The organism is Actinomadura atramentaria DSM 43919 (assembly GCF_000381885.1).
GTDB lineage: Bacteria > Actinomycetota > Actinomycetes > Streptosporangiales > Streptosporangiaceae > Spirillospora > Spirillospora atramentaria.
The window spans coordinates 157,983-184,315 of sequence record NZ_KB907208.1 but is presented as its reverse complement, the minus strand read 5'-3'; the positions used below and the strand labels follow the sequence as shown (position 1 = coordinate 184,315).

24 protein-coding genes are annotated in these 26,333 nt (G+C 74.6%); 9 read left to right on the top strand and 15 right to left on the bottom strand.

The features are described from left to right. From G339_RS0100850 to nagA, 6 genes are all read right to left on the bottom strand, one after another. A complete protein-coding gene (locus G339_RS0100850) occupies nucleotides 1-1,683 on the bottom strand; it encodes a putative PEP-binding protein (RefSeq protein WP_026341029.1) in 1,683 nt (560 codons plus the stop codon). Next, entirely contained in the window at nucleotides 1,676-1,948 is a 273-nt protein-coding gene (locus G339_RS0100845) for an HPr family phosphocarrier protein (RefSeq protein ID WP_026341028.1), read from the bottom strand. The genes G339_RS0100850 and G339_RS0100845 overlap by 8 nt, the downstream gene beginning before the upstream one ends. Before the next feature lie 123 nt (nucleotides 1,949-2,071). Further along, a complete protein-coding gene (locus tag G339_RS0100840) occupies nucleotides 2,072-2,521 on the bottom strand; it encodes a PTS sugar transporter subunit IIA (protein ID WP_019629183.1) in 450 nt (149 codons plus the stop codon). Nucleotides 2,522-2,537: 16 nt separating this feature from the next. Then, nucleotides 2,538-2,789 (bottom strand): PTS sugar transporter subunit IIB, encoded by a 252-nt coding sequence (locus G339_RS0100835; RefSeq protein WP_019629182.1) that lies wholly within the window; start codon nucleotides 2,787-2,789, stop codon nucleotides 2,538-2,540. A 34-nt stretch (nucleotides 2,790-2,823) separates the two neighbouring features. Next, entirely contained in the window at nucleotides 2,824-3,867 is a 1,044-nt protein-coding gene (locus G339_RS0100830) for an SIS domain-containing protein (RefSeq protein ID WP_019629181.1), read from the bottom strand. After that, the gene (gene nagA, locus G339_RS0100825) at nucleotides 3,864-5,024 is read right to left on the bottom strand and encodes an N-acetylglucosamine-6-phosphate deacetylase (protein ID WP_019629180.1); all 1,161 of its coding nucleotides are present in this window, start codon (nucleotides 5,022-5,024) and stop codon (nucleotides 3,864-3,866) included. The genes G339_RS0100830 and nagA overlap by 4 nt, the downstream gene beginning before the upstream one ends. Nucleotides 5,025-5,263: 239 nt before the next feature. On the opposite strand from nagA, the gene G339_RS0100820 reads away from it, so the two are divergent. The 3 genes from G339_RS0100820 to G339_RS36275 all read left to right on the top strand — a co-directional run bounded on the left by G339_RS0100820 (nucleotide 5,264) and on the right by G339_RS36275 (nucleotide 7,885). After that, nucleotides 5,264-5,992 carry a GntR family transcriptional regulator gene (locus G339_RS0100820; RefSeq protein WP_019629179.1) on the top strand — a complete coding sequence of 243 codons (729 nt, stop codon included), beginning with the start codon at nucleotides 5,264-5,266 and terminating at the stop codon, nucleotides 5,990-5,992. 29 nt (nucleotides 5,993-6,021) lie between these two features. Continuing rightward, nucleotides 6,022-7,302, top strand: coding sequence for a PTS transporter subunit EIIC (locus tag G339_RS0100815; protein ID WP_019629178.1), 1,281 nt, complete (start codon nucleotides 6,022-6,024; stop codon nucleotides 7,300-7,302). A 121-nt stretch (nucleotides 7,303-7,423) separates the two neighbouring features. Continuing rightward, the gene (locus G339_RS36275) at nucleotides 7,424-7,885 is read left to right on the top strand and encodes an Rv3235 family protein (RefSeq protein ID WP_019629177.1); all 462 of its coding nucleotides are present in this window, start codon (nucleotides 7,424-7,426) and stop codon (nucleotides 7,883-7,885) included. Nucleotides 7,886-7,946: 61 nt separating this feature from the next. On the opposite strand, the gene secA is transcribed toward G339_RS36275, so the two are convergent. After that, nucleotides 7,947-10,808: a preprotein translocase subunit SecA gene (gene secA / locus G339_RS0100805; RefSeq protein WP_019629176.1), complete on the bottom strand. Its 2,862-nt coding sequence runs from the start codon at nucleotides 10,806-10,808 to the stop codon at nucleotides 7,947-7,949. Between the two features lie 185 nt (nucleotides 10,809-10,993). On the opposite strand from secA, the gene G339_RS0100800 reads away from it, so the two are divergent. Continuing rightward, entirely contained in the window at nucleotides 10,994-11,332 is a 339-nt protein-coding gene (locus G339_RS0100800; protein ID WP_019629175.1) for an HGxxPAAW family protein, read from the top strand. 90 nt (nucleotides 11,333-11,422) lie between these two features. Here the strand turns inward: G339_RS0100800 and G339_RS0100795 are convergent, their stop codons facing one another. From G339_RS0100795 to mtrA, 7 genes are all read right to left on the bottom strand, one after another. Then, a complete protein-coding gene (locus G339_RS0100795) occupies nucleotides 11,423-12,598 on the bottom strand; it encodes a winged helix-turn-helix domain-containing protein (RefSeq protein WP_019629174.1) in 1,176 nt (391 codons plus the stop codon). A gap of 56 nt (nucleotides 12,599-12,654) precedes the next feature. Next, nucleotides 12,655-13,419: a response regulator transcription factor gene (locus G339_RS0100790; RefSeq protein WP_157407227.1), complete on the bottom strand. Its 765-nt coding sequence runs from the start codon at nucleotides 13,417-13,419 to the stop codon at nucleotides 12,655-12,657. 232 nt (nucleotides 13,420-13,651) lie between these two features. Beyond that, a complete protein-coding gene (gene hpf, locus G339_RS0100785; protein WP_019629172.1) occupies nucleotides 13,652-14,338 on the bottom strand; it encodes a ribosome hibernation-promoting factor, HPF/YfiA family in 687 nt (228 codons plus the stop codon). Between the two features lie 675 nt (nucleotides 14,339-15,013). After that, nucleotides 15,014-15,682 carry a ComF family protein gene (locus G339_RS32085; RefSeq protein ID WP_019629171.1) on the bottom strand — a complete coding sequence of 223 codons (669 nt, stop codon included), beginning with the start codon at nucleotides 15,680-15,682 and terminating at the stop codon, nucleotides 15,014-15,016. 65 nt (nucleotides 15,683-15,747) lie between these two features. Next, a complete protein-coding gene (locus tag G339_RS0100775) occupies nucleotides 15,748-17,514 on the bottom strand; it encodes an LpqB family beta-propeller domain-containing protein (RefSeq protein WP_033322009.1) in 1,767 nt (588 codons plus the stop codon). Beyond that, nucleotides 17,511-19,118: an MtrAB system histidine kinase MtrB gene (mtrB, locus tag G339_RS32080; RefSeq protein ID WP_019629169.1), complete on the bottom strand. Its 1,608-nt coding sequence runs from the start codon at nucleotides 19,116-19,118 to the stop codon at nucleotides 17,511-17,513. The genes G339_RS0100775 and mtrB overlap by 4 nt, the downstream gene beginning before the upstream one ends. A gap of 19 nt (nucleotides 19,119-19,137) precedes the next feature. Further along, nucleotides 19,138-19,815, bottom strand: a complete 678-nt coding sequence (mtrA, locus tag G339_RS0100765; protein WP_019629168.1) for an MtrAB system response regulator MtrA — start codon at nucleotides 19,813-19,815, stop codon at nucleotides 19,138-19,140. Between the two features lie 300 nt (nucleotides 19,816-20,115). Here mtrA and G339_RS0100760 point away from each other — a divergent pair, with 300 nt between their 5' ends. Genes G339_RS0100760 through G339_RS0100740 form a run of 5 tightly spaced genes read left to right on the top strand, consistent with a single transcriptional unit; the run spans nucleotide 20,116 to nucleotide 25,235 of the window. After that, complete coding sequence (locus G339_RS0100760) at nucleotides 20,116-21,138, top strand: hypothetical protein (RefSeq protein ID WP_019629167.1); 1,023 nt, start codon at nucleotides 20,116-20,118, stop codon at nucleotides 21,136-21,138. Then, the gene (locus tag G339_RS0100755; RefSeq protein ID WP_019629166.1) at nucleotides 21,135-21,797 is read left to right on the top strand and encodes a DUF4129 domain-containing protein; all 663 of its coding nucleotides are present in this window, start codon (nucleotides 21,135-21,137) and stop codon (nucleotides 21,795-21,797) included. The genes G339_RS0100760 and G339_RS0100755 overlap by 4 nt, the downstream gene beginning before the upstream one ends. Then, nucleotides 21,794-22,957: a DUF4350 domain-containing protein gene (locus tag G339_RS0100750; RefSeq protein WP_240489720.1), complete on the top strand. Its 1,164-nt coding sequence runs from the start codon at nucleotides 21,794-21,796 to the stop codon at nucleotides 22,955-22,957. Before G339_RS0100755 ends, G339_RS0100750 begins: the two co-directional genes overlap by 4 nt. Next, the gene (locus G339_RS0100745) at nucleotides 22,954-23,943 is read left to right on the top strand and encodes an AAA family ATPase (RefSeq protein WP_019629164.1); all 990 of its coding nucleotides are present in this window, start codon (nucleotides 22,954-22,956) and stop codon (nucleotides 23,941-23,943) included. The genes G339_RS0100750 and G339_RS0100745 overlap by 4 nt, the downstream gene beginning before the upstream one ends. Next, a complete protein-coding gene (locus G339_RS0100740; protein ID WP_019629163.1) occupies nucleotides 23,943-25,235 on the top strand; it encodes a DUF58 domain-containing protein in 1,293 nt (430 codons plus the stop codon). Before G339_RS0100745 ends, G339_RS0100740 begins: the two co-directional genes overlap by 1 nt. 70 nt (nucleotides 25,236-25,305) lie before the next feature. Here G339_RS0100740 and G339_RS0100735 read toward each other — a convergent pair whose 3' ends face one another. Next, the gene (locus tag G339_RS0100735) at nucleotides 25,306-26,301 is read right to left on the bottom strand and encodes a stage II sporulation protein M (protein WP_026341024.1); all 996 of its coding nucleotides are present in this window, start codon (nucleotides 26,299-26,301) and stop codon (nucleotides 25,306-25,308) included. Between the last annotated feature and the right edge of the window lie 32 nt (nucleotides 26,302-26,333).

Here is a 26,333-nt window from a genome sequence, read left to right as displayed (position 1 = left end):
CTAGACCGGGCGGTCGCGGCGGGCGAGGACGGCGCGGGCGGCGGCGCGCGCCGCCGGGGCCGTGCGGGCGGCGCGGGCGGCGGCTGCGGCGGCGCGGCAGCGGTCCAGGGTGTGGCCCGCCAGTTCCTCGCGGACGGCCGGGATCGACGGCGGGGCCATCGACAGCGACGCGACGCCGAGGCCGACCAGCACGCACGCCAGGATCGGGTCGGCCGCGCCCTCCCCGCACACGCCGCACGGGACGCCCGCGCCCGCCGCGAGCGCGACGAGGTCGAGCAGCGCGGGCTGCCACGGGTCGTGCAGCCGCGCGAGCGCCCCGGACTGCCGGTCGGCGGCGCACGCGTACTGGGCGAGGTCGTTGGTCCCGACGCTGAAGAACTCCACGGCGCGCGCGAGGTCGCGGGCGCGCAGCGCGGCGGCCGGGACCTCGATCATCGCGCCGGGCCGCGCGAGGCCCGCGTCGCGGCACAGCGCGGCGAACCCGGCGGCCTCGTCCGCGCCCGTCACCATCGGGGCCATGACGCCCACCGGGCGCCCGGCCGCCGCGGCGGCGAGGGCGGCGAGCTGCGCGGTGAGGATGTCCGGGTGGCGGCGCAGCATCCGCAGCCCGCGCTCGCCCAGCGCCGGGTTCGGCTCGGGGGCGGGCGGCGGCAGGAACGCCAGCCGCTTGTCCGCGCCCGCGTCCAGGACGCGGACGATCACGTCCCCCTCGGGGAACGCCGCGAAGACCTCGGTGTAGGCGGCGACCTGCTCGTCGTGGCCGGGCGCCTCGGCCCGGTCGAGGAACAGGAACTCGGTCCGCAGCAGCCCGACGCCCTCGGCCCCGTGCGCGCGGGCCGCGTCCAGGTCCGCGCGGACCCCGGCCGGGCCGCCGATGTTGGCGAGCAGCGGGACGCGGCGGCCGTCGCGCGTCCCGCCGGGCAGGGCCGGGTCCGGCGCGGCGCGCCTGGACGTCCGGTCGCGGACCCGCGCGGCGCGCACCTCGGCGGGCGACGGCCCCGGCCGCACGGTGCCCGCCGCGCCGTCCACCAGGACCGGCGTCCCGTCCGGGAGGTCCGTCGCGCCGCGCACCGCGACGACGGCGGGCACCCCGAGCGCGCGGGCGAGGATCGCGGTGTGGCTGGTCGGCCCGCCGTCCTCGGTCACGAACGCGACGACGACGGCGGGGTCGAGCAGGGCCGTGTCGGCGGGCGCGAGGTCCCGCGCGACGAGCACGAACGGCTCGTCGGCGACCGGGACGCCCGGCAGCGGCACGTCCAGCAGCAGCGCGACGGCGCGGTCCCGGACGTCGTCGAGGTCCGCGACGCGGGCGGCGAGGTAGGCGTCGGCGGCGGCGAGCGCGTCCCGGTGGACGCCGAACGCCTCCCAGACGGCGCGGGGCGCGGCCAGCCCGGCGGCGACGCGCGCCGCGACGCCCGCCGCCAGCTCGGGGTCGCGGGCCATCAGCGCCTGCGCGACCAGGACGTCCCGGCCGACGTCGTCGGCGGCGCGCCCGGCCAGGTCCTCCAGGCTCTCGGCGACCCGCGCGAGGGCCGCGAACGCCGCCGCGGTCTCCGCGGCGGCGTCTGAGTCGTGCCGCGCCCCGGGGGGCGGCTCCGGCACGGTGCCGACCATGCGGCGGACGGGTCCGTACCCGGAACCGGGACTCACCCCGGTGCCGCGCAACGGACCCGCGTCAGGCATGCTCGGGCTCTTCCTCGGTGAGGATGCCCTCCAGCGTGTTCAGCAGCTCCTCGGCGCCGTCCCCGACTGCGGTCAGGGTGACCTCCTCGCCGTGGTGGGCGTCCAGGCCGAGCACCGCGAGGATGCTCTTGGCGTTCACCGGATCGTTGCCGTCCCGTCCGACGGTCACCTCCATCGGGGCCTTCGCCGCCGTCTGCACGAACAGCGCGGCCGGGCGCGCGTGGAGGCCCACGCGGGACTTGATCTTCACTCTGCGCTCGGTCACTTGGGAACAACTCCTCGTCAGGCCCCGAGCTCGGGGCGGATTGATGTCCATGAAGTCCGCCTTATCCAGGAGGCGACGTGGAAACCTCCACGCGCCCCCTACCCGGCACAGCGGACATGCGTATCAAACCCACGTGAACAGCTCGGTCCCCTGGTGGACCGGTCCATCCGCGCGGACCCGGGTCAGCGCGCCACCGTCCGCATCGAGCGCGACGACGGCGCAGATCGGCGACCGGCCGGCCGCCTCCACCGCCACGGGGTCCCAGGCCACCACGGGCTCCCCCGCGTTCACCTCGTCGCCCTCGGCCGCGAGCAGCGCGAAGCCCCGCCCCTTCAGCTTCACCGTCTCGATGCCGAGGTGGACGAGGACTCCGTGATCTTCATCGTCCACCACGACGTACGCGTGCGGGTGGAGTTTCACGATCCGGCCCGTCACCGGCGCGATGGCCCGGCCCGCCGCGCGCACCGGGTCGACGGCCGTGCCCGGCCCGACCATCGCCTGCGCGAACACCGGGTCGGGCACCCCGGCCAGGCCGATCGCGCGGCCCGCGACGGGCGACAGCACCCGCGTCATACGCGTCCCTCCGGGGTCAGCCGAGCACGTCCTCGATGTCGCAGGCGATCGAGTCGGCCTGCGGCCCCACCACCACCTGCACCACCGGGCCGCTGCGCAGCACCGCGATGGCGCCCGCCGCGCGCAGCGCGGGCTCGTCCACCCGCGCCGCGTCGCGGACCTCGGAGCGCAGCCGCGTCGTGCAGGGCTCGATGTCCACGATGTTGGCCGCGCCGCCGAGGGCGGCGACGATCGCCTCCGCCCGCCGTATCCCGCCGTGACCTCTCATCCGGGCCTTCCCGTCCGCCCGCTCGGCGGACTGCTCAGTCGGTCTGCGTCACCTTGTTCAGCCCGCGCGGGACGTCGGGGTCCACGCCGAGCCGACGGGCAAGATTCTCGACCAGAATCTGCCCGGGGACGATCAGACCGAGCGGAGTGACCCATTCCGGCAGTTCCGGACCGGGCAGCGCCGCGTCGCTCGCGGCCGCCAGCCCCGCCCCGCCGCCGACCGCGAACGCGCGGGCGCGCGCGCCGCGCACCCGCTCGGCGAGCGCGATCGTGCCGGGCAGCGTCGGGCCGTCCCCGGCGGCGACCAGCAGCGCGGGCGTCGCGTCGTCGACGACGGCGATCGGGCCGTGCAGCAGGTCCGCGTAGGACAGGCCCATCGCGTGCAGGTAGCACGCCTCCTTGATCTTGAGGGCGAGTTCCAGCGCGGTGCCGAACGCCAGGCCGCGCCCCGACACGACCGCGCCCGGCACGCCCGCGAGGCCGTCCACGATGGCCGGGAGGGCCGCGGCCGCCTCGGTCCGCGCGATCAGCGCCGCGACCTCGTCCGGGACGCGCCGCAGGTCGTCCGCGGCGACGTCGGCCCCCAGGCCGATCGCGAGCACCGCCAGGGCCGCGAGCTGCGTCGTGTAGGTCTTGGTCGCCGGGACGGCCAGTTCGTCGCCCGCCTCGGTGACCAGCGCGACCTGCGCGGCCTCGGCCAGCGGCGACCCGGCCCCGTTGGTGACCGCGACGGTGCGCGCGCCGCAGTCCGCCGCCCAGTCCATCGTCTGGACGATCTCCTCCGTCTTGCCGGACTGGCTGATCGCCACCGCCAGCACGCCCGACAGGTCCAGCTTCCGGTGGTAGGCGGTCGCGACGGACGGCGCGGCCAGCGTGCCGAGCCGCCCCGCCCGCGTCTCGACGAGGTAGCGGCCGTAGACGGCGGCGTTGTCGGAGGACCCCCGCGCGATGAACAGCACCTGGCGGGTCTCGCGCGCCAGCGCCGCGACGTCGGGCACACGCGGCAGCAGCGCCCCGATCGTGCGGTCCAGCGCCGCGGGCTGCTCGCCGATCTCGGCGCGCATCCGGCTCGTCGTCATGATCCTCCTCCGGTGGGCTCCCGCCCGTCGATCCACGTCCGCCGGGCCCGGAAGTCCGGGCCGAGCCAGGTGAGGTCGGCCGCCGCGCCCGGCGCGAGGCGGCCGAGGTCGGGTCGGCCGACCAGGTCGGCGGGGACGCGGGACGCGGCGTCCACGGCCTCGGCCGGGTCCAGGCCGAGCGCGACCGCGTTGCCGACCGCGTCGTCCAGCCGCAGCGCGGACCCGGCGATCGTGCCGTCCGCGCGCAGCGGCGGGCCCTGCTCGGGCAGCGTGATCGGCTCGCCGCCCAGGTCGTACTCGCCCGGCGCCATCCCGGCGGCGGCCGCGGCGTCGCTGACGAGCACCGTCCGGCCGCGCGCCGCGCGGAACACCAGCGCGGCCATGACCGGCGCGACGTGGTGCAGGTCCAGGATCAGCCCCGGGCTCAGCCGCGGGTCGACCAGCGCCTGCGCCGCGACGCCCGGCGCGCGGTGGTCCAGGCCGCTCTGCGCGTTGAAGATGTGGGTGACCATGCGCGCGCCCGCGTCCGCGGCCTCCGCCGTCCGCTCGGCGGTCGCGTCGCTGTGGCCGACGCTGACCAGCACCCCGGCTGCGGCGAGCGTCCGGACGGCGTCCAGCGCGCCCGCGCGCTCCGGCGCGAGCGTCAGGAGCCGGACCAGGCCCGTCTCCAGCAGCTCCGCGACCGCCTCGGGCGTCGGGTCGGTGAGGTGGGCCGCGTTGTGCGCGCCCTTGCGGCGCGGCGACAGGAACGGGCCCTCCAGGTGGACGCCCAGGACCTTCGCGGCCGGGGCGGGCAGGCGCGGCAGCAGCCCGCGCGTGCGGCGCAGCGCGGCGGCCTGCTCCGCGACGGGCGCGGTGATGAACGTCGGGAGGAACGCGGTGACGCCGGTCTCCGGCAGCCGCGTGACGACCTCGCGCCAGCCGTCCTCGTCCGCGTCCGCGAGGTCGTGGCCGAAGAAGCCGTTGACCTGGAGGTCCACCAGGCCGGGGGCCAGCAGGCCGTCGGGCAGGTGCTCGTCGGCGCCGGGCGGCCGGCCTTCCCCGACTTCCGCGATCCGCCCGTCCTCGACGCGGACGAACCCGGGCGCGAGCAGCCGGGCGGGGCCGCCGTCGGGGGAAGCGACCACTCCGGCGACGGTGATCAGCAGTGAAGCCATGCGCGCACTCTCCAGGGGCACGGGGGGCGCTTCGCCCCGCCGCAACTGGTCTAGTCCGGACTAGACCAGTTAGCACCATACTGCACCGTTCCGGACGGCGGCGGCAACGGCCGCTCCACGACCCTGCCCGCGACCGGGTTCTCCATGCTCACGCGCCGGTTCGGTCCGCGCCCGGGCGATTGACACGCGGGCGGGGACCGTGGTCTAGTCCGGCGTTGACCGGCGCTTGAAGGATCTCCGTGACGAGCATCGACCCGGGCGGCCCGCTGCCCAAGTACGCGCAGCTCCGCGCCGTCCTGCTCGGCCTCATCGACGGCGCGGAACTCCCCCTGGACGCCCCCATCCCCTCCGAGCGCGAGCTGTGCGCCCGCTACCGGCTGTCGCGCACGACCGTCCGGCAGGCCATCGAGCTGCTCGTCGGCGAGGGACGCCTGCACCGCGTCCCCGGCAAGGGGACGTTCGTCGCCCGGCCCAAACTGGAGATGCCGCTGCGGCTGGTCTCCTTCACCGAGGACATGCTGGCGCGCGGCATGCGGCCCGGCGGCGCGGACCTGGCGCGCGGCACCGTCCCCGCGGACGGCCGCCTCGCCCGCCTCTTCGACGTCCCGCCGGGCACGCCCGTCCACGTCATCGAACGGCTCCGCACCGCTGACGGCGAGCCGATGGCCGTCGAGCGATCCCACATCCTCGCGTCGCTCGCCCCCGACCTCACCGACCGGCGGCTCGCCGACCGGTCCCTGCACGGCGTCCTGGAGGCCGTCTACGGGCTCGTCTTCGACGCCGGGGACCAGACCATCGACGCCGGTCTCGCGGAGGCCGACGAGGCGCGGCGGCTGGAGATCCCGCGCGGCGGCGCGGTCCTGCGGCTCCAGCGCCGCTCCTACACCGGCGGGATCTGCGCGGAGCTGGGCGTCTCCACCTACCGCGCCGACCGCTACCAGATCCGAACGGCACTCGGGCTCCCCTGACCCCGGCGGCCCCTGGAAGGACACCCCCGATGACGTCCCCGACCGAGGCGGCCCCCGGCCCGGCGCAGGCCGCCCTCGCCGTGCTCCAGCGCATCGGCCGCAGCCTCATGCTGCCCATCGCCGTGCTGCCCGCCGCCGCGATCCTGCTGCGGCTCGGCCAGGACGACCTGCTCGGCCGCGCCGGGCTCGGCTGGAACCGCGTCGCCGAGGTCGTCGGGGGCGCGGGCGACGCCCTGTTCGAGGCGCTGCCGCTGCTGTTCGCGGTCGGCGTCGCGATCGGCTTCGCGCGCAAGGCCGACGGGTCCACCGCGCTCGCCGCCGTCGTCGGGTACCTCGTCTTCGACCGGGTTTCCAAGACGATGCTGTCCCACTCGTCGTCGCTCCGCGCGAGCGTCGTCGTCCATCGCGTGGACGACGACGGGACCGTCCACCAGGTCGTGGACTGGGGCGCCAAGAACCCCACCGACGTCCTCGGCGGCATCCTCATCGGCGTCCTGGCCGCCGTGCTGTACCAGCGGTTCCACCGCGTCCGGCCGCCGTCGTGGCTCGCGTTCTTCGGCGGCCGCCGCTTCGTGCCGATCATCACCGCGCTCGGCGCGCTCGTCCTCGGCGTCCTCATCGGGCTCGGCTGGCCCGTCCTCGGCGGCTGGCTGACGCGCTTCGGCGACTGGATCACCGGGGCCGGGGCGCTCGGCGCGGGCGTGTACGGGGTCGTGAACCGGCTGCTGCTGCCGTTCGGCCTCCACCACATCCCGAACTCGCTGATCTGGTTCGTGTTCGGCACCTACAACGGGCCGGACGGCGTCGTCCACGGCGAGATCAACCGGTACCTCGCGGGCGACCCGCACGCGGGCGGGTTCACGGCCGGGTTCTTCCCCGTCCTGATGTTCGGGCTGCCCGGCGCGGCCCTGGCCATCTGGCGGACCGCCGCGCCCGAGCGCCGCCGAGCGGTCGGCGGCCTGATGATCTCCGCCGCGCTCACCGCGTTCGTCACCGGCGTCACCGAGCCCATCGAGTTCGCGTTCATGTTCGTCGCGCCCGTCCTGTACGGCGTCCACGTGGTGCTGACGGGCGTGTCGATGGCGGTGCTCAACGCCGCCGGCGCGCAGCTCGGGTTCGGGTTCTCCGCCGGGTTCATCGACCTGGCGCTCAACGCGACGAAGGACAACACGCGCGGCCTCCCGCTGATCGTCGGGCTCGGCCTGGTCTACTTCGTCCTCTATTACGTGATCTTCAGCTACCTGATCAGGCGGTTCGACTTCGCCACGCCCGGCCGCGAACCCGACGACGACCAGTCCGGACCGCCCTAGCAGACGCTCGTCACTCTCGGTAAGTCGTTGACCTCATCCGGTCAGGATGTATTTTTTTCGGCTCCCGGTGCTCTTGGTTAGTGACGCCGGAGAGCCCGGCGCCTTCCACCAGGGAGGCCCCATGACCGTCCGCACCCCCCGCGCCGCCGCCGTCCTGCGCGTCGGCCCCGCCCGGCCCCCGCTGCGGCTCCTCGCCCCGGGTGCGCCGAACCCGCCCGACCCGGTGCCCGCCGCGCGCGCCGCGCTCGCGCTCGTCGCCGAGATCCTCGCCGGGACGCAGCCGCCCGACCGCTCCGCGGGCCGCTTCCTGCCGGAGATCCGGGCGGCCCTCGCCGCGCACGCCCCGCCCGTCCCGCCGGGCGCGCTGCTCGCGCCGCCCCGCGTCGTCGCGGACTGGACGCAGCGGCCCACGCCGCACGCCGTCGAGGCGGGCGCGGTCGTGCGCACCGGCGCGGACGTGCGGGCGCTCGCGCTGCGCCTCGAACCGCTGCGCGGCCGCTGGACGTGCGTGGCCCTGGAGATGAGCGTCCGCGACGGCGCCCCCGCCGCCGCCCGCCGCGCCGCCGCCCTGCGCGCCGCCTGACCCCGGAGACGACGAACGGCCCCCGGATCGCTCCGGGGGCCGTTCCACGCCGTTCAGGACCTCACTTGCTGCGCGGGTCCCCGTGGCAGCGCTTGAACTTCTTGCCCGACCCGCACGGGCACGGGTCGTTGCGGGAGACGCCCGCGTACTCGTCGGGCTGCTCCTCGCTGTGCAGCTCCACGCCGCCCTCGCCGTCGACCGTCGGCGCGCTGTACTCCAGCTTCTTCGGCCGGTGGTGGTCGTCCAGGCCCTTGGCGTGGACGACGGGCGCCTCCTCGGTCTCCTCGACGTCCTCGACCGCGACGGCCGTCCCGGCCTCCCCGCCCTCGGCGGTGGCCGACAGCGCGACGGGGTTCGCGCCGACGACCGGCGCGGGCTCCTCCGCCTCGATCTCGACCTCCAGGTTGAAGAGGTAGCCGACCGACTCCTCCTTGATCCCGTCGAGCATGGCGTTGAACATGTCGTAGCCCTCGCGCTGGTACTCCACCAGCGGGTCGCGCTGCGCCATCGCCCGCAGGCCGATGCCCTCCTGGAGGTAGTCCATCTCGTACAGGTGCTCGCGCCACTTGCGGTCCAGCACCGACAGGATGACCCGCCGCTCCAGCTCGCGCATGACGCTCTCGCCCAGCTCCGCCTCGCGCTTCTCGTACGCGGCGAGCGCGTCCTCGCGGATCTTCTCGGCCAGCGTCTCGGCGTCGAGGTCGGAGATGTCCCCGCCCTCCTCGACCAGGTCGTCCGGCGCGATCGAGATCGGGTAGAGCTGCCGGAACGCCTTCCAGAGCTTGTCCAGGTCCCAGTCCTCGGCGAAGCCCTCGCCCGTCGCGCCCGCGACGTAGCCGTTGACGACCTCGTCGATCATGTTGTGGATCTGCTCGCGCAGGTCCTCGCCCTCCAGCACCTTGCGGCGCTCGGCGTAGATGACCTTGCGCTGCCGGTCCATGACCTCGTCGTACTTCAGGACGTTCTTGCGCATCTCGAAGTTCTGCTGCTCGACCTGGCCCTGGGCGGACTTGATCGCGCGGCTGACGAGCTTGGACTCGATCGGCTGGTCGTCGTCCATGTTCAGGCGGTTCATCAGCGCCTCGACGCCCGCCGAGTTGAACAGCCGCATCAGGTCGTCCTCAAGGGACAGGTAGAACCGCGACTCGCCCGGGTCGCCCTGGCGGCCCGACCGGCCGCGGAGCTGGTTGTCGATGCGCCGCGACTCGTGCCGCTCGGTCGCCAGCACGTACAGGCCGCCCGCCTCGGCGACCTCCTCGTGCTCGCCCTTGACGGCCTCCTTGGCCTTCTCCAGCGTCTCCGGCCACGCCGCCTCGTACTCCTCCGGAGTCTCCAGCGGCGACAGGCCCCGCTGGTGCAGCTCCAGGTCGGCGCGGAAGTCGGGGTTGCCGCCGAGCATGATGTCGGTGCCGCGGCCCGCCATGTTCGTCGCGACCGTGACGGCGCCCTTGCGGCCCGCCTCGGCGATGATCGCCGACTCCTGCTCGTGGTGCTTGGCGTTCAGGACCTGGTGCTTGACGCCCCGGCGCTTCAGCATCCGCGACAGCCGCTCGGACTTCTCGACCGAGGTCGTGCCGACCAGCACCGGCTGGCCCGCCTCGTTGCGCTCGGCGATGTCGTTGACGACGGCCTCGAACTTGGCCTGCTCGGTCTTGTAGACGACGTCGGCGACGTCCTTGCGGACCATCGGCCGGTTCGTCGGGATCGGCACGACGCCGATCTTGTAGGTCTTGTTGAACTCCGCGGCCTCGGTGTCGGCGGTGCCGGTCATGCCCGAGAGCTTGTTATACATGCGGAAGTAGTTCTGGAGGGTGATCGTGGCGAGCGTCTGGTTCTCGTCCTTGATCGCCACCCCCTCCTTGGCCTCGATGGCCTGGTGCATGCCCTCGTTGTAGCGGCGGCCGTGCAGGATTCGGCCGGTGAACTCGTCGACGATGAGCACTTCGCCGTTCATCACGACGTAGTCCTTGTCGCGCTTGTACAGTTCCTTCGCCTTGAGGGCGTTGTTGAGGAAGCTGACGAGCGGCGTGTTCACCGAGTCGTAGAGGTTGTCGATGCCGAGCCAGTCCTCGACCTTCTCGACGCCGGACTCGGTGATGCCGACCGTGCGCTTCTTCTCGTTGACCTCGTAGTCGCCCGGCCCGTACTCGTCCACCTGACCGGCCGTGCTGACCAGTTCCGCCCGCTTCAGCCGGGGGACGATCTTGGCGAACTCGCCGTACCACTTGGAGTTCTGCTCGGCGGGGCCGGAGATGATCAGCGGGGTGCGCGCCTCGTCGATGAGGATGGAGTCGACCTCGTCCACGATCGCGAAGTTGTGGCCGCGCTGGACGCACTCCTCCAGCGACCACGCCATGTTGTCGCGCAGGTAGTCGAAGCCGAACTCGTTGTTCGTCCCGTACGTGATGTCGGCGGCGTACGCGGCCCGGCGCTCGTCCGGCGTCATCTGCGGGAGGATGACGCCGACCTCCAGGCCGAGGAACTGGTGGACGCGGCCCATCCACTCCGCGTCGCGCTTGGCGAGGTAGTCGTTCACCGTGACGACGTGGACGCCCTCGCCCGACAGCGCGTTGAGGTACGCGGGGAGCACACAGGTCAGGGTCTTGCCCTCACCGGTCTTCATCTCGGCGATGTTGCCGAGGTGCAGCGCCGCGCCGCCCATGACCTGGACGTCGTAGTGCCGCTGGCCGAGGACCCGCTTGGCCGCCTCGCGTGCGGTGGCGAACGCCTCCGGGAGCAGGTCGTCCAAGGTCTCACCCTCGGCGAGGCGCTCCCGGTACTTGTCGGTCAGCTCGCGCAGCTCGGCGTCGCTCATGTCGAGGAAGTCCTCCTCGATCGAGTTGACCTGATCCGCGAGCTTCTTGAGCTTGCGCAGGGTTTTGCCTTCGCCCGCACGAAGGATCTTGTCGATGACTGGCGGCACTCTAGGAGGCTCCTTGCAGATCGTGGGTCACCGCCTGAGGGCGGCGCGCACACCACACGTACGATTGCCATCGTAGGCGAGACCCAGAATGGTCTAGGTCACCCTGCGACGCAATCCACCCGGGGCACCGTTTGACCCGGCGGCGCGCGGATAGCTGTATTGATGCACCTGATGAGGGGGGCGCTATGTCCGAAGATTCCCACGGCTCGCACGCGGGCCGGGTCAGTTCCTGGGTCGCGGTGGCGATCGTCTTCGCCGGCTTCGTCGTGGGCGGCGTCTCGCTGTGCCTCGGCCCGGCGTGGGTCGGTTTCTACGTCGGCGTGGGCATCGTGGTCGTCGGGATCGCGGCCTGCGGCCTGGTCCACGTGTTCTCGGACGTGGTGGTGGACGCGCCGCGGGTGATCCCCGAGATCGTCGACTACTCGGTCTTCGGTTCGCGGAGCGCCAAGCGGCGCGGCGGGGACGCCGGGGAGAGCATCGAGGCGCCGACGCGCACCGACACCCAGAAGCTGCCGCACGGCTGACCTCCACGGCGCACACTACGGAGAACGGACGGGGCCCGCCCGCGGGTTCCCGTCCGTCGTCGTCTCCGGCCGGCGCGTCCCGGCGCGCCCTCAGCCGAGCGGCGCGGTGACGCGCTCCACGCGGACGTCGTCGCAGCCCACCCAGGCCGCCGCGTCCGCCAGCGCGCGGTGCAGCGCCGCCAGGGACGCCTCCGCGCGGGCCGGAGTCGCCGCGTGCGGCTCGAACGACACCTGCCGGGCCACCAGCGTGCGGCCCTCCCGGGCCGGGTCCACCCGGCCGATCAGCCGCCCGCCCGCGAGCAGCGGCATCACGAAGTAGCCGTGGACGCGGTCGGCCTTCTTGACGTACGCCTCCAGCCGGTGGTCGAACCCGAAGACGCGGGACGCGCGGGACCGGTCCCACACCAGCGGGTCGAACGGCGACAGCAGCGTGGTGGCGTGGCGGCCGCGCGGCGGTGACGCCAGCGCCGCCGGATCGGCCCACGCCGCCGCGGGCCAGCCCGCCACGCGGACCGGGACGAGCCCCGTCTCCCCGATGACCGCGTCCACCTGCTCGGCGCGGACGCGGTAGTAGTCGGCGAGGTCGGCGCGCGTGGCGACGCCGAGCGCCCGGCCCGACCGGGCCACCAGCGCGGTCAGGCAGGCCGCGTCGCCCGGGTCCGCGGCGAGCAGGTCGGCCGGGATCGCCCGCTCGGCCAGGTCGTAGACGCGCCGCCAGCCGCGCCGCTCGACGCAGACGGCCTCGCCGGTGTCCAGCAGCCATTCGATCGCGATCTTGGTGTCGCTCCACTGCCACCAGTCGCCGCCCGCCTTCGCGCCGCCCAGCTCGCGTGTGGTCAGCGGCCCCTCGGCGGCGAGCCGGGCGCGGACGTCGTCCAGGACGGTCTTGTCCACGGAGTGCCAGCGCTTGCCGCGCCGCTGGAACTCCCGGCGGCGGAACGCGAACAGCGGCCAGTCGGCCACGGGGATGATCGACGCCGCGTGCGCCCAGTACTCGAACGCGCGGCCGCCGCTCCAGTACGCGTCCTCCACGGCCGCGCGGCCCACCGCGCCCAGCCGCGCGTAGGGCACCAGTTCGTGCGAGCGCGCCAGGACGGAGATCGTGTCAAGCTGGACCGCGCCCAGCCGGTCCAGCAGGCGTGCCATCCGCGCCGGGACGGCGCCGCGCCGCGCGTCCGCGCCCAGCAGGCCCAGCGCGCGCAACTGGATCCGCCGCGCCTCGGACGCGGACAGCTCGACCTCGGCTTCGGGAAGGAGCATCGCCATGCGGGCGATGCTACGTCACGACACCGACAAAACCGGAACGCCGGTGACAGCGGCGGTCAGGTGATCTCCAGCAGCTTCTCCCGGACGGCGTACACGACCGCCTCCATCCGCGAGTGGAGCTGGAGCTTCTCCAGGATGTTGCGGACGTGGTTCTTCACGGTGTTCTCGGAGATGAACAGCTCCCGCGCGATCTCCCGGTTCCCCAGGCCCCGCGCCACCAGCCGCAGCACCTCCATCTCCCGGTCGGTCAGCCGGGGCGCCGGGACCTGCTGGGTCCGCTCCTCACTCCGCCTGGCCAGCGCCGCGAACTCGGTGATCAGCTTCGACGCCATCGAGGGGCTGATCAGCGACTGGCCGCCGTGGACCGCGCGGACCGCCTGCGGGACCTCGTCGATCGAGATCTCCTTCAGCAGGTAGCCGCTCGCGCCCGCCTTGATCGCCTCGAAGAGGTCCTCCTCCTCGTCGCTGATGGTCAGCATGACGATCTTCGCGCTGGGCGCGACGTCCTTGATCGCGGTACACGCCTCGATGCCGCTGCGGCGCGGCATCCGGACGTCCATCAGCACGATGTCGGGGATGAGCTCGCCCGCCATCTCCACGGCCTCGTGGCCGTCGCCGCCCTCGCCGACGACCTCGATGTCCGGCTCGTCCTGCAGCACCATCTCCAGGCCGCGGCGGAACAGCGCGTGGTCGTCGACGATCAGGACGCGGATCGGATCGGCCGCGGCGGGCCCGTCCCGGCCCGACGCGGTGCCGGCGGCGGGCGCGGCGGCCTGCCGGGGCACCGCCGCGGGACCGCGAGCCTCGGGTTTCTCGCTCACCTGAGTCGCGGCGCGGAGGAGACGCCGCTTCCCCCCTTCAACTGGCTGGGATTCGGTCCGTGGGAGGGACCGCGGAAGCGGCGGGGCCGGGGCGGCGGGGCGGGCGGCCGGAGTCGTGCCGGACGACCGCCGCGCCCCCGCCCGGCCCCGGACCGCCGCGTCCACGGCCTTGCAGAAAACGCCTTTCTAGATCATGACACGGTTCCGCCGGTGACGTGACGCGAGTGCCGCATCACTCTTCGGCAAGGCGGATGACGCCGTAGTCCCATCCTCGCCGCCGGTAGACCACCGACGGAAGACCCGCGTCCTTGTCGTGGAAGATGAAGAAGTCGTGGCCGACCAGCTCCATCTCGTAGACGGCCTGCTCGATGCCCATCGGCACGGCGCGGTGGGTCTTCTCGCGCACGACGACCGGGCCGTCGCCGTCCATCTCGAACGGGACGAACTGTTCGTCGGCGTCGGCCGCCGGCGTCGTGGCGGCCGTGGTTCCGGCGGGGTCCAGCGTCTCGACGGGCGCGACCAGCGTCGCGGCCGCCCCGGCGGTGCCCGCGGGGCGCAGCGCGTCCGGCAGCTCCGCGTCCGCCGGCCTGGCCGCCCGGCCGCGCGCCCGGACGTGGTGGGCCTTGCGGCGCTCGGCGTCGCGCCGCAGCCGGCCCTCCAGCTTGTCCAGCGCGAGGTCGAGCGCGGCGTACCGGTCCTCGGCGGCCGCCTCGGCCCGCACGACCGGCCCGCGCGCGCGGATGGTCAGCTCGACGCGCTCGCGCTCGTCGGGCACGCGCAGGCTGGCGTCCTCCGAAACCTCCACGTCCACGCGCATGACCTTGTGGTCGAGCCTGCCGATCTTGCTCAGCTTGCCCTCGACGTGGCGGCGGAACCGCTCGTTGACGTCGGTGTGACGACCCCTGACGACGATGTCCATGTGGGTCCCCCTTCTCCCGGTTGCGATGTCTTCCCTTCCGGGGGTCTCGCAACCACCGGAAGGCGCCATTGCTCGGTGGGTCGCACCCGCCCGGCCGACCTGGTCTTCGTCCCCACATCCGCCTGCTGAGGGGCTCGCGGCGCTCTCGCCACTACTGCCCTTCTCCCGCTGCGGGGGGTGTCGGACCCCCCGACGGGGCAGGACTTACCTCTAAGGCGCACCGTGATCGGTCGACGAGAAGTCGCCTTACGTGGGCCGTTTCGCCTGCGCCTGGCATCGGCTAGCCGGACCGGAGGTCGCGCTCCCGAGGAGCGCGCCGATCCGACGCAACCACGGACCCGGGCGGGTGCCATGTCTGGAACGCTAACCCCTTACGCCGTGAATGTCAGGGGGGTTGGGCCGACGAAATCCTCACGGACCGTCATCGGGAGGCCCGCGGACCGCGCCGCCGGGGTCCGGCCGGCGCCCCGGCGATCGGCTCGATCCCCTTGTCCGGAAGGGGTTCCCGCAGTCGGGACGGTGCTGTCCGCCTGCTAAATCCGGGGGTCTCGGTTGGCGAAATCTCTAATCCGCCGATGACCGCACGTGACGAGCGCCTCATCGTTTCCGCGCGTGTCCTCCGCTCATCGGCCACGCATCGTCACCGTCAGCGGCGGGGACGCCCTGTGAAGGTCGTCACCCGGAGCGGCGTGTCGCCGGGACCGTCGCGGCGATCGTGGCGGCCGCGACCACGTCGGCCCCGGCCGCGCGGAGCGCCCGGACGGCCTCGGCCAGCGTCGCGCCGGTCGTCACCACGTCGTCCACGACGATCACGCGGACGCCGCGCGCGCCCCGGACGGCGCGCAGCGCGCCGCGCAGGTTGGCGGCCCGCCCGGCGCGGCTCAGGCCCGCCTGGTCGGCGACCGGACGGACCTGGGCGAGGACGGGCGCGAGCGCGACGGGCCCGGCGAGCACCCGCACGGCCTCGGCCGTCAGCCGCCGCAGCGGGTCGTGGCCCCGCCGCCGCGTGGCCCGCCGCGAGGACGGCACGGGCACGAGCCCCAGCGGGCCGGGCGCGTCCGGCGGCAGGGCCGCGCGGACCGTACGCGCCAGCGCCGCCCCGAGCGGGCTCACCAGCGCCCGGCGGCCGTGCTCCTTGTGGGCGTTGAGCACGAAGGGCACCACGCCCGCGTAGGTCGCCGTCGTCCAGCACGGCACGCCGCGCGGGAGCGCGCGGACCGGCACGCGGCGCGGCGGCAGCTCGAACGGGACGGCGCAGCCGGGGCACAGCCGCGCCCGCACGCGCCCGCAGCCCGCGCAGAACTCGGGGGCGACGAGGTCGAAGAGGTCATCGAGGAAGCTCATGGCGCGAGCGTGGAGGGGCGTCGGACCGGCGCGCCAACGCCCGCGCCGCCTGTGGACGACCCCGGTCAGCGGGGATACATCGGGTCCGAGCCGGGGACCGGGCAGATCCACTCGCTGATCAGGTCGTGCGGCGCGCGCTGGCGGCACACCTGGCCGGGCCCCTCGTCCTTCGTGCCGATCAGGACGGGCGCGCCCGGCGCGGCCGCGATCGTCTTCGGCACCCCGAGCGCGCCGACGCCGAGCGAGCTGATCGCGCCGCCGCCCACCGGGATCAGGTACGGCAGCACGCGGGTGTCGTTGCCCTTGCGGCCGAGCACGGCGAGGGTCCCGTAGTCCCGCCACGCGAGGTCGATCGCGTCCACGAGTTCGGAGCTGACGGCGAGGAACGCGCCCGCCTCCAGGCCGGACGAGCCCTGGTCGCGGACGATCCGGCCGAGCCGCAGCTGCGCCCGCCCGTCCGCCTTGACGATCACGGCGGCGCGGACGCCGTCGCGGGCCAGCCGGAACGCGACGACCTCGCGGCCCGACAGGCCCCAGTCGCTCACCCGGAAGGCGGGCCCGCCGCGCGGCCGCACCCACAGCCAGGACCGCTCCTTGCCCGTCTCGACCGTCCAGAGCGCGCCGCTGCGGTCGAACGAGGGCGCGGTGAAGCGCGTTCCCGCGCCGTGCCGTTTCAGGACGGTCCGGAAGCCGGAGTTGCCCGCGAGGTCGCGCAGCAGGACCCGGTCGCCCGCCGGGCTGAGCCCCGCGACCTCCTTGTAGTCGCCGGAGACGGCCGGGCGGACGACCTGCGCCGCCTGCGGCAGCACGGGCTGCGGCTGGTCCCCGGCCAGCCGGCTGAGCCGCCCCGACGAGCCCAGCACGTACGCGGGCTGGTCGGGCACGGCGGGACCGTCCGGCGCGTTGCCGTCCCAGGCCCGGACGGGCTGGACGCTGCCGTACCGGTGCGGCGTCGCGGTGTCCCCGGCGATCTCCAGCTTCCACCGGGTGATCTCCGAAAGCTGCCGCAGCGTCCACGAGAGCTGCGCGGACATCCGGTCGACGTCGCCCGACCGGGCCTCGACGCTCAGGTCGACGACCGCGGTGTCGTCCTCGATCCGCAGCCCGCGCAGCCGGGTGCCGCGCGGGAACGCCGAGTCGACGGCCGGGCCGAGCCAGGACGTCGGCCCCGCGAGGAGCGCGCGGACGAGCTGGCCCGGCAGGTTCTGCCGGTTCACCAGCGGCAGGAAGATCCCGTTGGGGACGAGCGTCCCGCCGTCCGGCGCGAAGAAGTACAGGTTGACGGTCCGGAAGGCGCGGTCGACGTCGCTCTTGGTCAGGATCAGGCCGTTGTTCGGGTCGCCCGGCAGCCCGGCGATCCGCCACGGGCCCTGCGCGGTCTTGACGACGTCGAAGGTGACCTCGGCGGCCTTGGGGTCGGCGGTGTACTGCCCGTCCGCGCCGATGGAGCCGAGCCGGCTGCCGGACGCCTTGACGGTCGCCTGGGTGGCGGTCTGCGCGACGATCTCCAGCCGGGGCCGGTCCGCGAAGACCGCCACCGGCGGGCGCGGGCCCGGGTTCCACGACGACGCCGCGCCGGTCAGGTACTCGCGGGCGACCTTGTGGCCGTCGTCGAAGCTGGCGGACGCCGCGAGGAACCCGGCGACGAGCTGCGTCGGACTCCACTCGGGCCGCGGGCTGACCGGGATCAGCCGGACGTAGGGGTCGTCGACCTGCTCGGCGGGCTCGGCGGGCCGCCCGGTGACGACCCGGCCGCCGCTCGGCACGCTCGCGCAGCCCGTCAGCGCGACGGCGAGGAGGACGGCGGCGACCACGCCGCGCGTACACCTCATTCGCCCGCCTCCAGTTCCGCGTAGAGCGGGCGGCCGCCCGCGCCGGGCGGGACGAGCGGCAGCGGCGAGCCGCGCAGCTCCGCGCCCGCCGTCCGCGGCAGGGACAGCCGGAACTGCGAGCCCGAGCCCGGTTCGCCCCACGCCTGGAGCCAGCCGCCGTGCAGTTGCGCGTCCTCGCGGGAGATCGACAGGCCGAGCCCGGTGCCGCCGGTGGTGCGGGCGCGGGCGGGATCGGCGCGCCAGAACCGGTCGAACACCATCTGCCCCTCCCCCGGCCGCAGGCCGACCCCGTGGTCGCGGACGGCGACCGCGACGGCGTCCCGGTCGGCGGCGACGGACACGACGATGTCCTCGCCCTCCCCGTGCTCGACCGCGTTGACCAGCAGGTTCCGCATGATCCGCTCGACGCGGCGGCGGTCCACCTCGGCCATGCACGGCTCGCCGGGGAGCTGGAGCAGCACCTTGCTGCCCTTGTGCTCGGCGAGGTTCTGGATGTCGCCGACGGCGCGCAGCACGAGGTCGCGCATGTCGAGCGACTCCGCGTCGAGCGTGGCGGCCCCCGCGTCGTGGCGGCTGATCTCCAGCAGGTCGGCCAGCAGGGACTCGAACCGTTCCAGCTGGCTCTGCAGGAGTTCGGCCGAGCGGCCGACCATCGGGTCGTCGAAGGTGTCGCGGTGCTCGTACAGCATGTCCGCCGCGATGCGGATGGTCGTCAGCGGCGTGCGCAGCTCGTGGGAGACGTCCGAGACGAACTGCCGCTGCACCTGCGACAGCTCCTCCAGCTCGACGATCTTGTCCTGGAGGTTCGCGGCCATCTCGTTGAACGAGCGGGCCAGGCGCGCGAGGTCGTCCTCGCCGCGCACGCGCATCCGCTCCTCCAGCTTGCCCTCCGCGAGCCGCTGCGCGCCCTGCGCGGCGAGCCGCACGGGGATCACGACCTGCCGGGTGACCAGGGACGCGATGGCCGCGAGCAGCAGCACCAGGACCGCGCCGACGCCGACGAGCGCCTGGCTGACGACCGTCAGCGTGTGCTGGTCCTGGGTGAGCGGGAACAGGTAGTACAGCTCGAACTGCCCGGCCTTGCCGCCGACGATCAGGCCGCGCTCGGACGGGCGGCCGACGTACGACAGCTTCCCGAACGTGTACGCGGTCGCGTCGGCGGGCGCGCGCCGCAGCTCGTCCCGCAGGCGCTGCGGGATGCTCTCGACCCGCAGCTCGTTGGTGCTGTAGCCGTCGAACGACGAGTCGCGCGTGTCGCGGATGTAGACCTCGTACAGGCCGGACGGGCCGCTGCGGGCCTTGAGCCCGGCCATCACGTTGTCCAGCCGGCTGCCGTTGTCGGGCTGGTTGCCGAGCTGCCGCGCGACCGTCGACAGCCCCTCGTCGAGCTGGAGCCGGGCCGCCTTGATCTTGCTGTCCATCAGCGCGTTCGACATCTGCTGCGTCAGGAACGCGCCGAGGATCGCCACCACGATCGCCGAGATGCACAGCGTCGAGGTGACGACCCGGACCTGGATCGACCGGCGCCACCGCAGGTAGGCGCCCGCGACGAGACGGCGGAGCCAGGCCAGGCAGCGCCGGGCCCGTCGTCTCACCGCGTTCATCAGGGCCGTCCGGGGGTTCTCAGGCCGGGCCCGCCTTGTAGCCGACACCGCGGACGGTGACGACGATCTCCGGGCGTTCCGGGTCCTTCTCGATCTTCGCGCGGAGCCGCTGGACGTGGACGTTCACCAGCCGCGTGTCGGCGGCGTGCCGGTACCCCCAGACCTGCTCCAGCAGGACCTCGCGGGTGAAGACCTGGCGCGGCTTGCGGGCCAGCGCCACCAGCAGGTCGAACTCCAGCGGGGTCAGCGGGATGTGGGTGTCGCCGCGCTTCACCGAGTGCCCGGCGACGTCGATGGTGATGTCGCCGATCTGCAGCGTCTCGGGGGCGGGCTCGTCGGTGCGGCGCAGCCGGGCGCGCACGCGCGCGACCAGCTCCTTCGGCTTGAACGGCTTGACGATGTAGTCGTCGGCGCCGGACTCCAGGCCGAGGACCACGTCGACGGTGTCGCTCTTGGCCGTCAGCATGACGATCGGGATGCCCGACTCGGCCCGGATCTGGCGGCACACGTCGATGCCGTCGGCGCCGGGCAGCATCAGGTCGAGCAGCACGAGGTCGGGCCGCGTCTCGCGGAACGCCTCGAGCGCCTTGTCGCCGTCGTGGACGAACGACGGCTCGAAGCCCTCGCCGCGGAGCACGATGCCGAGCATCTCGGCGAGCGCGAGGTCGTCGTCGACGACCAGTACACGTCCTCTCATGGCCCTCATCGTCACGAAGTCAGGGTTCGGTGGGCGGATCGCCTTGCCGAGCCAGGTTACCTGCGTTTACCCGTGCCATGACTCTCCCCGGTCCAGGTTAAAGGCCGGGTGTGGTCGAGCCACGCCGTACTCAAAGGCCGGAGTGTAGACAGGTTCCGCACCGTCCATGACCGTTTGCCGTGATTCGGTCATCCGGCACATCGTGACCCACCGGGCCTCATCCGGCAATCCAGGCAGCGGAGCCGTGGCAGGATGTCCGGACGCGGCGGACGGCGCGCGAAGCCGAGCGGGGAGCGGAGAATGCCGAGAACGGCCGGGTGGGACGACGATCCCGCCGCCCTGCTCGGCGGGGACGTGCCCTTCCGCCCGCTCTCCACCGCGGACATCCTCGACGGCGCGGTCGCCGCGATCCGCCGCGCGCCGCGCCTGACGCTCGGGTTCTCCGTCGCCGTCTGCACCGTCGTCCAGGTCCTCGGGACGGTCGTCGGCTACGTCATCGTCGGCGACGAGGCCCACGACGAGCGCACGCCCGAGGTCCTGCTCCGCTCCGTGGGCGCGCAGTTCGTCCTCGGCGTGGCCGGGCTCGTCCTGACGGCGCTCGGCATCCTCGTGCTGGCGGGCCTGCTCGCGCCCGTGCTCGGCCGCGCGATGTTCGGGCGGCCCGCGCCGCGCCGCGTCCTGCGCGACGTCGGGCCGCGGCTGCCCGCCCTGCTCGGCACCTCGCTGGTCGTGCTGGTCGTCTCGCTGGCCGGGCTGCTCGTCCCGGCCGCGCCGCTGATCGCCGCGCTCGCGGTCGAGGCCGAGCCGCCGCTGATCGTCGTCTCGGCGCTGCTCGGACTGCCCCTGGGGCTCGTCGCGATGATCTGGCTCTACGTCATGCTCGTGCAGTCCGTCCCGGCGGCCGTCCTGGAGCGGCGCGGCGTCGGCGCGGCGCTCGGACGCGGCCGGACGCTGTCGCGCGGCGGCTGGTGGCGGACGGCCGCCACGCTCGTCGTCACGCTGACGCTGACGGTGTTCATGGGCCTGCTGGCGCTGCGCCTGCCGTTCCTCGTCGCCCAACTGGTGCTCACGTCGGGCGACCCGTCCGACGGGCAGTTGTTCGCCGGGCTGGTCATCGACACCGTCGGGCGGATCGTCGGCTGGTCGGTGGTGCTGCCGTTCGACGCCGGGGTGATCGTGCTGCTCTACATGGACCGCCGGATGCGCCGCGAGGGCCTGGACCTCGACCTGCGGACCCGCCCGGCCGCGTCCGGCGATGACGACGACGACTTCTTCGAGCGCTGGCGGCCCGCGGCCCCCGGCGCCCCGGGACGGCTGCCGTGATCCTCGACCCGATCGGCCGCGACCAGGCCCGCGAACTGGCCCGCCGCGAGCTGGAGAAGCCCGTCTACCACCGCGACGACCCGTCGTGGCTGGAGCGCACCTGGCAGCGGTTCTCCGAATGGCTCCAGGGGCTGCTGCACCGCGCGAGCGCGCCCGGCTCGCACGGCACCGGGGGCGGCTGGGTGTCGCTGCTGGTCATCCTGCTCATCGCCGCCGCGCTCATCGCGGCGATCGTGTGGCTGATGCGCGGCCGCCGAAACCCGCGCGCGGCGCGTCCGGCCCTGCTCGACGGCGCCGGGACCGCCACCGCCCTCGACCACCGCGTCAACGCCGAACGGCTCGCCGCGGCGGGCCGCTGGCCGGAGGCGATCCGCGAACGGCTCCTGGCCGTCGCCCGCGACCTCGAAGAACGCGCCGTGGTCGGCCCGCGCCCCGGCCGCACCGCCGACGAGCTCGCCCGCGAGGCCGGTGCGGCGCTGCCCGACCTGGCCGCCGACCTGCGCGCGGGCGTGCGGATCTTCGACGACGTCTGGTACGGCGACCGGCCCGGCGGCCCGGACGCCTACGCGCGGCTCCGGGCGCTGGACGAACGCGTCCAGGCCGCGCGACCCGCCCCGCTGGAGACGGCCTCCGGCGCGCCGGAGGAGGCCCGGTGGTGACCACGGTTCCCACGGCCGGCCAGGTCGCCGGGCGGCGGCTGCGCGCGGCGCGCGGCGTCGTCGGAGCGCTGCTGGCGATCGTGCTCGTCGCGATCGTCCTCGCGGCGCTGCGGCCGTCCGGCACGGCCGGTGCGCTCGACCCGGCCTCGGCGGGCCGGGACGGCGCCCGCGCGATCGCCCAGATCCTCGGCGAGCGCGGCACGCGCGTCACCGTCGCGCGGAACGCGGCCGACGCCGCGGGGGCCAGCTCGTCCGACGGCCTGCTCATCGTCACCCGGACCGACCGCCTCACCGGCGCCGACCTGGCCCGGCTCGCCGCCGCGCCCGGCGACACCGTGCTCGTCGGCCCGAGCCAGCGGGTCCTCGACGCGCTCGCCCCCGGCGTCGAGGACGCCGGGGAGGCGTTCTCCTCGACCGTCGAGCCCGGCTGCCCGCTGTCCGCCGCCGTCCAGGCCGGGACGGTCGCGTTCCACGGCGCGCACGCCTACGACGTCCCGGCGGGCGCGGTCGGCTGCTACGCCACCGGCGACGCGTCCCGGCTCGTGCAGATCCCGGTCGGGAGCCGGACCGTCACCGTCCTCGGCGGCGGCGGACCGCTCACCAACGAGCACCTCGACGAGGAGGGCAACGCGGCGCTCGCGCTGAACCTCCTCGGCGACCGCTCGTCGCTGGTATGGCTCGTCCCCGACCTCCCGCCGCCCGGCACGGACGGCGGCGACCGATCGCTCGGCGAGATGGTGCCGTTCGGCTGGCGGCTGATGCCGGTCGGCCTCGCCGTCGCCGTCGCGCTCGTCGCCCTGTGGCGCGGCCGCCGGTTCGGGCCGGTCGTCGCCGAACGGCTGCCGGTCACCGTCCGGTCCGCCGAGACGATCGAGGGCCGCTCCCGGCTCTACCGGGCGCACCACGCGCGGCGCACCGCCGCCGCCGCGCTGCGCACCGGCGCGCGGAACCGGATCGTCCCGCTGCTCGGGCTGCCGCGCGGCGCGGCCGACGACCCCGCCGCCGCCCCCGAGATCGTCGCCGCCGTGGCGGCGCGGACGACCCACGACGAGGGGACGGTCGGCTTCGCGCTGTACGGCCCGGAGCCCGCCGACGACGCCGCGCTCGTCGTCCTCCCCGACCTCCTCGACGACCTGGAAAGGCAGGTGCGCGACTCTTGAACCACCCCATCGACCTGGAGAAGGACGACCTTCCCAGCGGCGCCGAGCGGGCGCGCGCGGCGCTGACCGCGCTGCGCGGCGAGGTCGCCAAGACCGTCGTCGGCCAGGACTCGGTGGTGACCGGCCTGGTCATCGCGCTGCTGTGCCGCGGGCACGTGCTGCTGGAGGGCGTGCCGGGCACCGCGAAGACGCTGCTGGTCAAGACGCTCGCCCGCAGCCTCGACCTCGACTTCAAGCGCGTCCAGTTCACGCCCGACCTCATGCCGGGCGACGTCACCGGCTCGCTGATCTACGACAACCGGTCGGCGGAGTTCGAGTTCCGGCAGGGCCCGGTCTTCACGAACCTGCTGCTCGCCGACGAGATCAACCGGACGCCGCCCAAGACCCAGGCGTCGCTGCTGGAGGCGATGGAGGAGCGGCAGGTGTCCGTGGAGGGCACCGCGCGGGCGCTGCCCGACCCGTTCGTGGTGTGCGCGACGCAGAACCCCGTCGAGTACGAGGGCACGTACCCGCTGCCCGAGGCGCAGCTCGACCGGTTCCTGGTGAAGCTGACCGTGCCCGTCCCGAACCGGGACGAGGAGATCGCGATGCTGCAGCGGCACGCCGCCGGGTTCGACCCGAGCGACCTGTCGGCCGTCCGGCCCGTCGCGGGCGCGGCGGACCTCGCCGCGGGCCGCGCGCAGGTGCGGGCCGTCCACCTGGACCCGAAGGTCGCCGCGTACGTCGTCGACCTGTGCCGGGCGACGCGGCAGTCGCCGTCGCTGGCGCTCGGGGTGTCGCCGCGCGGCGCGACCGCGCTGCTGGCGACGTCGCGGGCGTGGGCGTGGATGTCGGGCCGCGACTACGTGTCGCCCGACGACGTGAAGGCGCTGGCCCGGCCGACGCTGCGGCACCGCGTCCAGCTCCGGCCCGAGGCCGAGCTGGAGGGCGCGACCGCCGACGGCGTGCTCGACGGCATCCTGGCCCACGTCCCCGCGCCCCGCTGATGGCGGTCACCGGCCGGCTCGGGCTGCTCGCGCTGCTCGGCGCGTTCCTGCCGCTGCTGGTGGCGAGCTGGTGGTCGCTCCTGGGGGTCTGGGCGGTGCTCGCGGTCGGCGTCGCCGCCGACCTGCTGCTGGCGGGCAATCTGCGGGCGCTGCGGCTGCACCGCGACGGCGACACCGGCGTCCGGCTCGGTGAGACGGCCCGCGTCGCGCTGATCGTGGAGAACACCGGGCGGCGGCGGGTGCGCGCGCGGCTCCGCGACGTGTGGCCGCCGAGCGCGGGCGCCGCACCGCGCGTCGTGCGGATCGACGTGCCCGCCGGGGAGCGCCGCCGCGTCGAGATCACGCTGACGCCGACGCGGCGCGGCGACCGGGACGCGGTGACCGTCGTCATGCGGTCGCGCGGTCCGCTCGGCCTGGCCGCCCGGCAGCTCTCCCGGCCCGCGCCGTGGCGGGTGCGGGTGCTGCCCGCGTTCCCGTCCCGCCGCCACCTGCCCGCCAAGCTCGCGAAGCTGCGGGAGCTGACGGGGACGAACATCGCGCAGATCCGCGGGCAGGGCACCGAGTTCGACTCGCTGCGCGAGTACGTGGCGGGCGACGACGTGCGCTCCATCGACTGGCGCGCCACCGCGCGGCGCGGCGACGTCGTCGTGCGGACGTGGCGGCCCGAGCAGAACCGCCGGATCTACCTGGTGCTCGACACCGGCCGCACGTCGGCGGGCCGGGTCGGGGACGTGCCCCGGCTGGACTGCTCGATGGACGCGGCGCTGCTCCTGGGCGCGCTGGCGTCCCGCGCGGGCGACCGCGTCGACCTGCTGGCCTACGACCGGCGGGTCCGGGCGCGCGTCGAGGGCTCGTCGCGGACGGACCTGCTCACCGCGATGGTGCAGGCGATGGCGCCGCTGGAGCCCGCGCTGATCGAGTCGGACGCGGCGGGGACGGTGTCGGCGCTGCTGTCGCGCGTCCGGCAGCGGTCCCTGGTCGTGCTGCTGACCGAGCTGAACCCGGCGGCGATCGAGGAGGGGCTGCTGCCGCTGCTGCCCCGGCTGACCGCGCGCCATCTGGTCCTGATCGCCGCGGTGGCCGATCCCCGCGCGGCCGAGATGACGTCCGCGCGCGGCGACCTGGCCGCCGTGTACGACGCGGCGGCGGCGGAGCGGGCGCACGCGGAGCGGGCCCGGCTGACGGCCGAGCTGCGCGCGTTCGGCGTCGAGGTCGTGGACGCGCCGCCGGACCGCATCGCCCCGGCCCTCGCGGACGCCTACCTGGCTCTGAAGGCGGCGGGCCGCCTCTGACGCTGGCACCAGGTCGCTTCGCCCTGGTGGTGCCTGCCCGACCTCGATCCGACCTGGCCCGGCGGCGGCGCTAGCCCGCGACGGGGACCGCATCGGGTTCCAGGTCGCTCGCGCCGGTCTCCCCGGCCTGAAGCGCGCGGCGGCCGAGCACGACGACGTACGTCAGGAACGCGGCCTCCGCGAGGACGCCGATCCCGATGCGCAGCCACGTCTCGTGGACCCAGCCGGTGACGAAGCCCTCGATGAGCCCGGAGACGAACAGCACACCGACGAGGCCGATGGCGACGGCGATCAGCGCCCGGCCCTCCTGCGCGAGCGCCTCGCCCCGGCGGCGCGGGCCGGGGTCGATGACCGTCCAGCCGAGCCGCAGCCCCGCCGCGCAGGCGAGGTAGACCGCGGACAGTTCCAGCATCCCGTGCGGCAGGATCAGACCGAAGAACACGGCGCCCTTGCCGTGCGCGAACATCAGCCCGGCCGTCAGCCCGAGGTTGAGCTGGTTCATGAACAGGACGTACAGCGTCGGGAGGCCGAGCAGGATGCCGAACATCAGCGCGACGGCCGACACCCACGCGTTGTTGACCCAGACGTGGAACGCGAACGACGAGGCCGAGTGCTCGGTGTAGTAGTTGGCGAAGTCGTGGTCGACGAGCTGCCGGATCGCCGAATCGGAGCCCACCGACGACTGCACGTCGGGATTGCGCGCGATCCACACGGCGAGGACCACCGCGAACACGTTGCCGACGACGACGATCGCCGCCCACCACCAGCGCAACCGGTACGCGGCGGCGGGGAACGCGACGGTGGCGAAGCGCGTCACGTCGCGCCACATCGGCGCCTGCGCGCCCGCGACGGTCGCGCGGCCCCGCGCGACGAGGACGGACAGGCGGCCGACGAGCTGCGGGTCCGGCGAGCTGGAGCGGACGACCGACAGGTGCGTCGCGGTGCGCTGGTACAGCTCGACCAGCTCGTCGATCTCCTCGCCGGTCAGCTTCCGGCTGGAGTTGACGAGACGTTCCAGCCTGCGCCACTCGCCGTCGTGCGCGGCCACATACGCGTCAACGTCCACCGGGCGAGCGTACTGCCGGTTCGCCCGGTGTG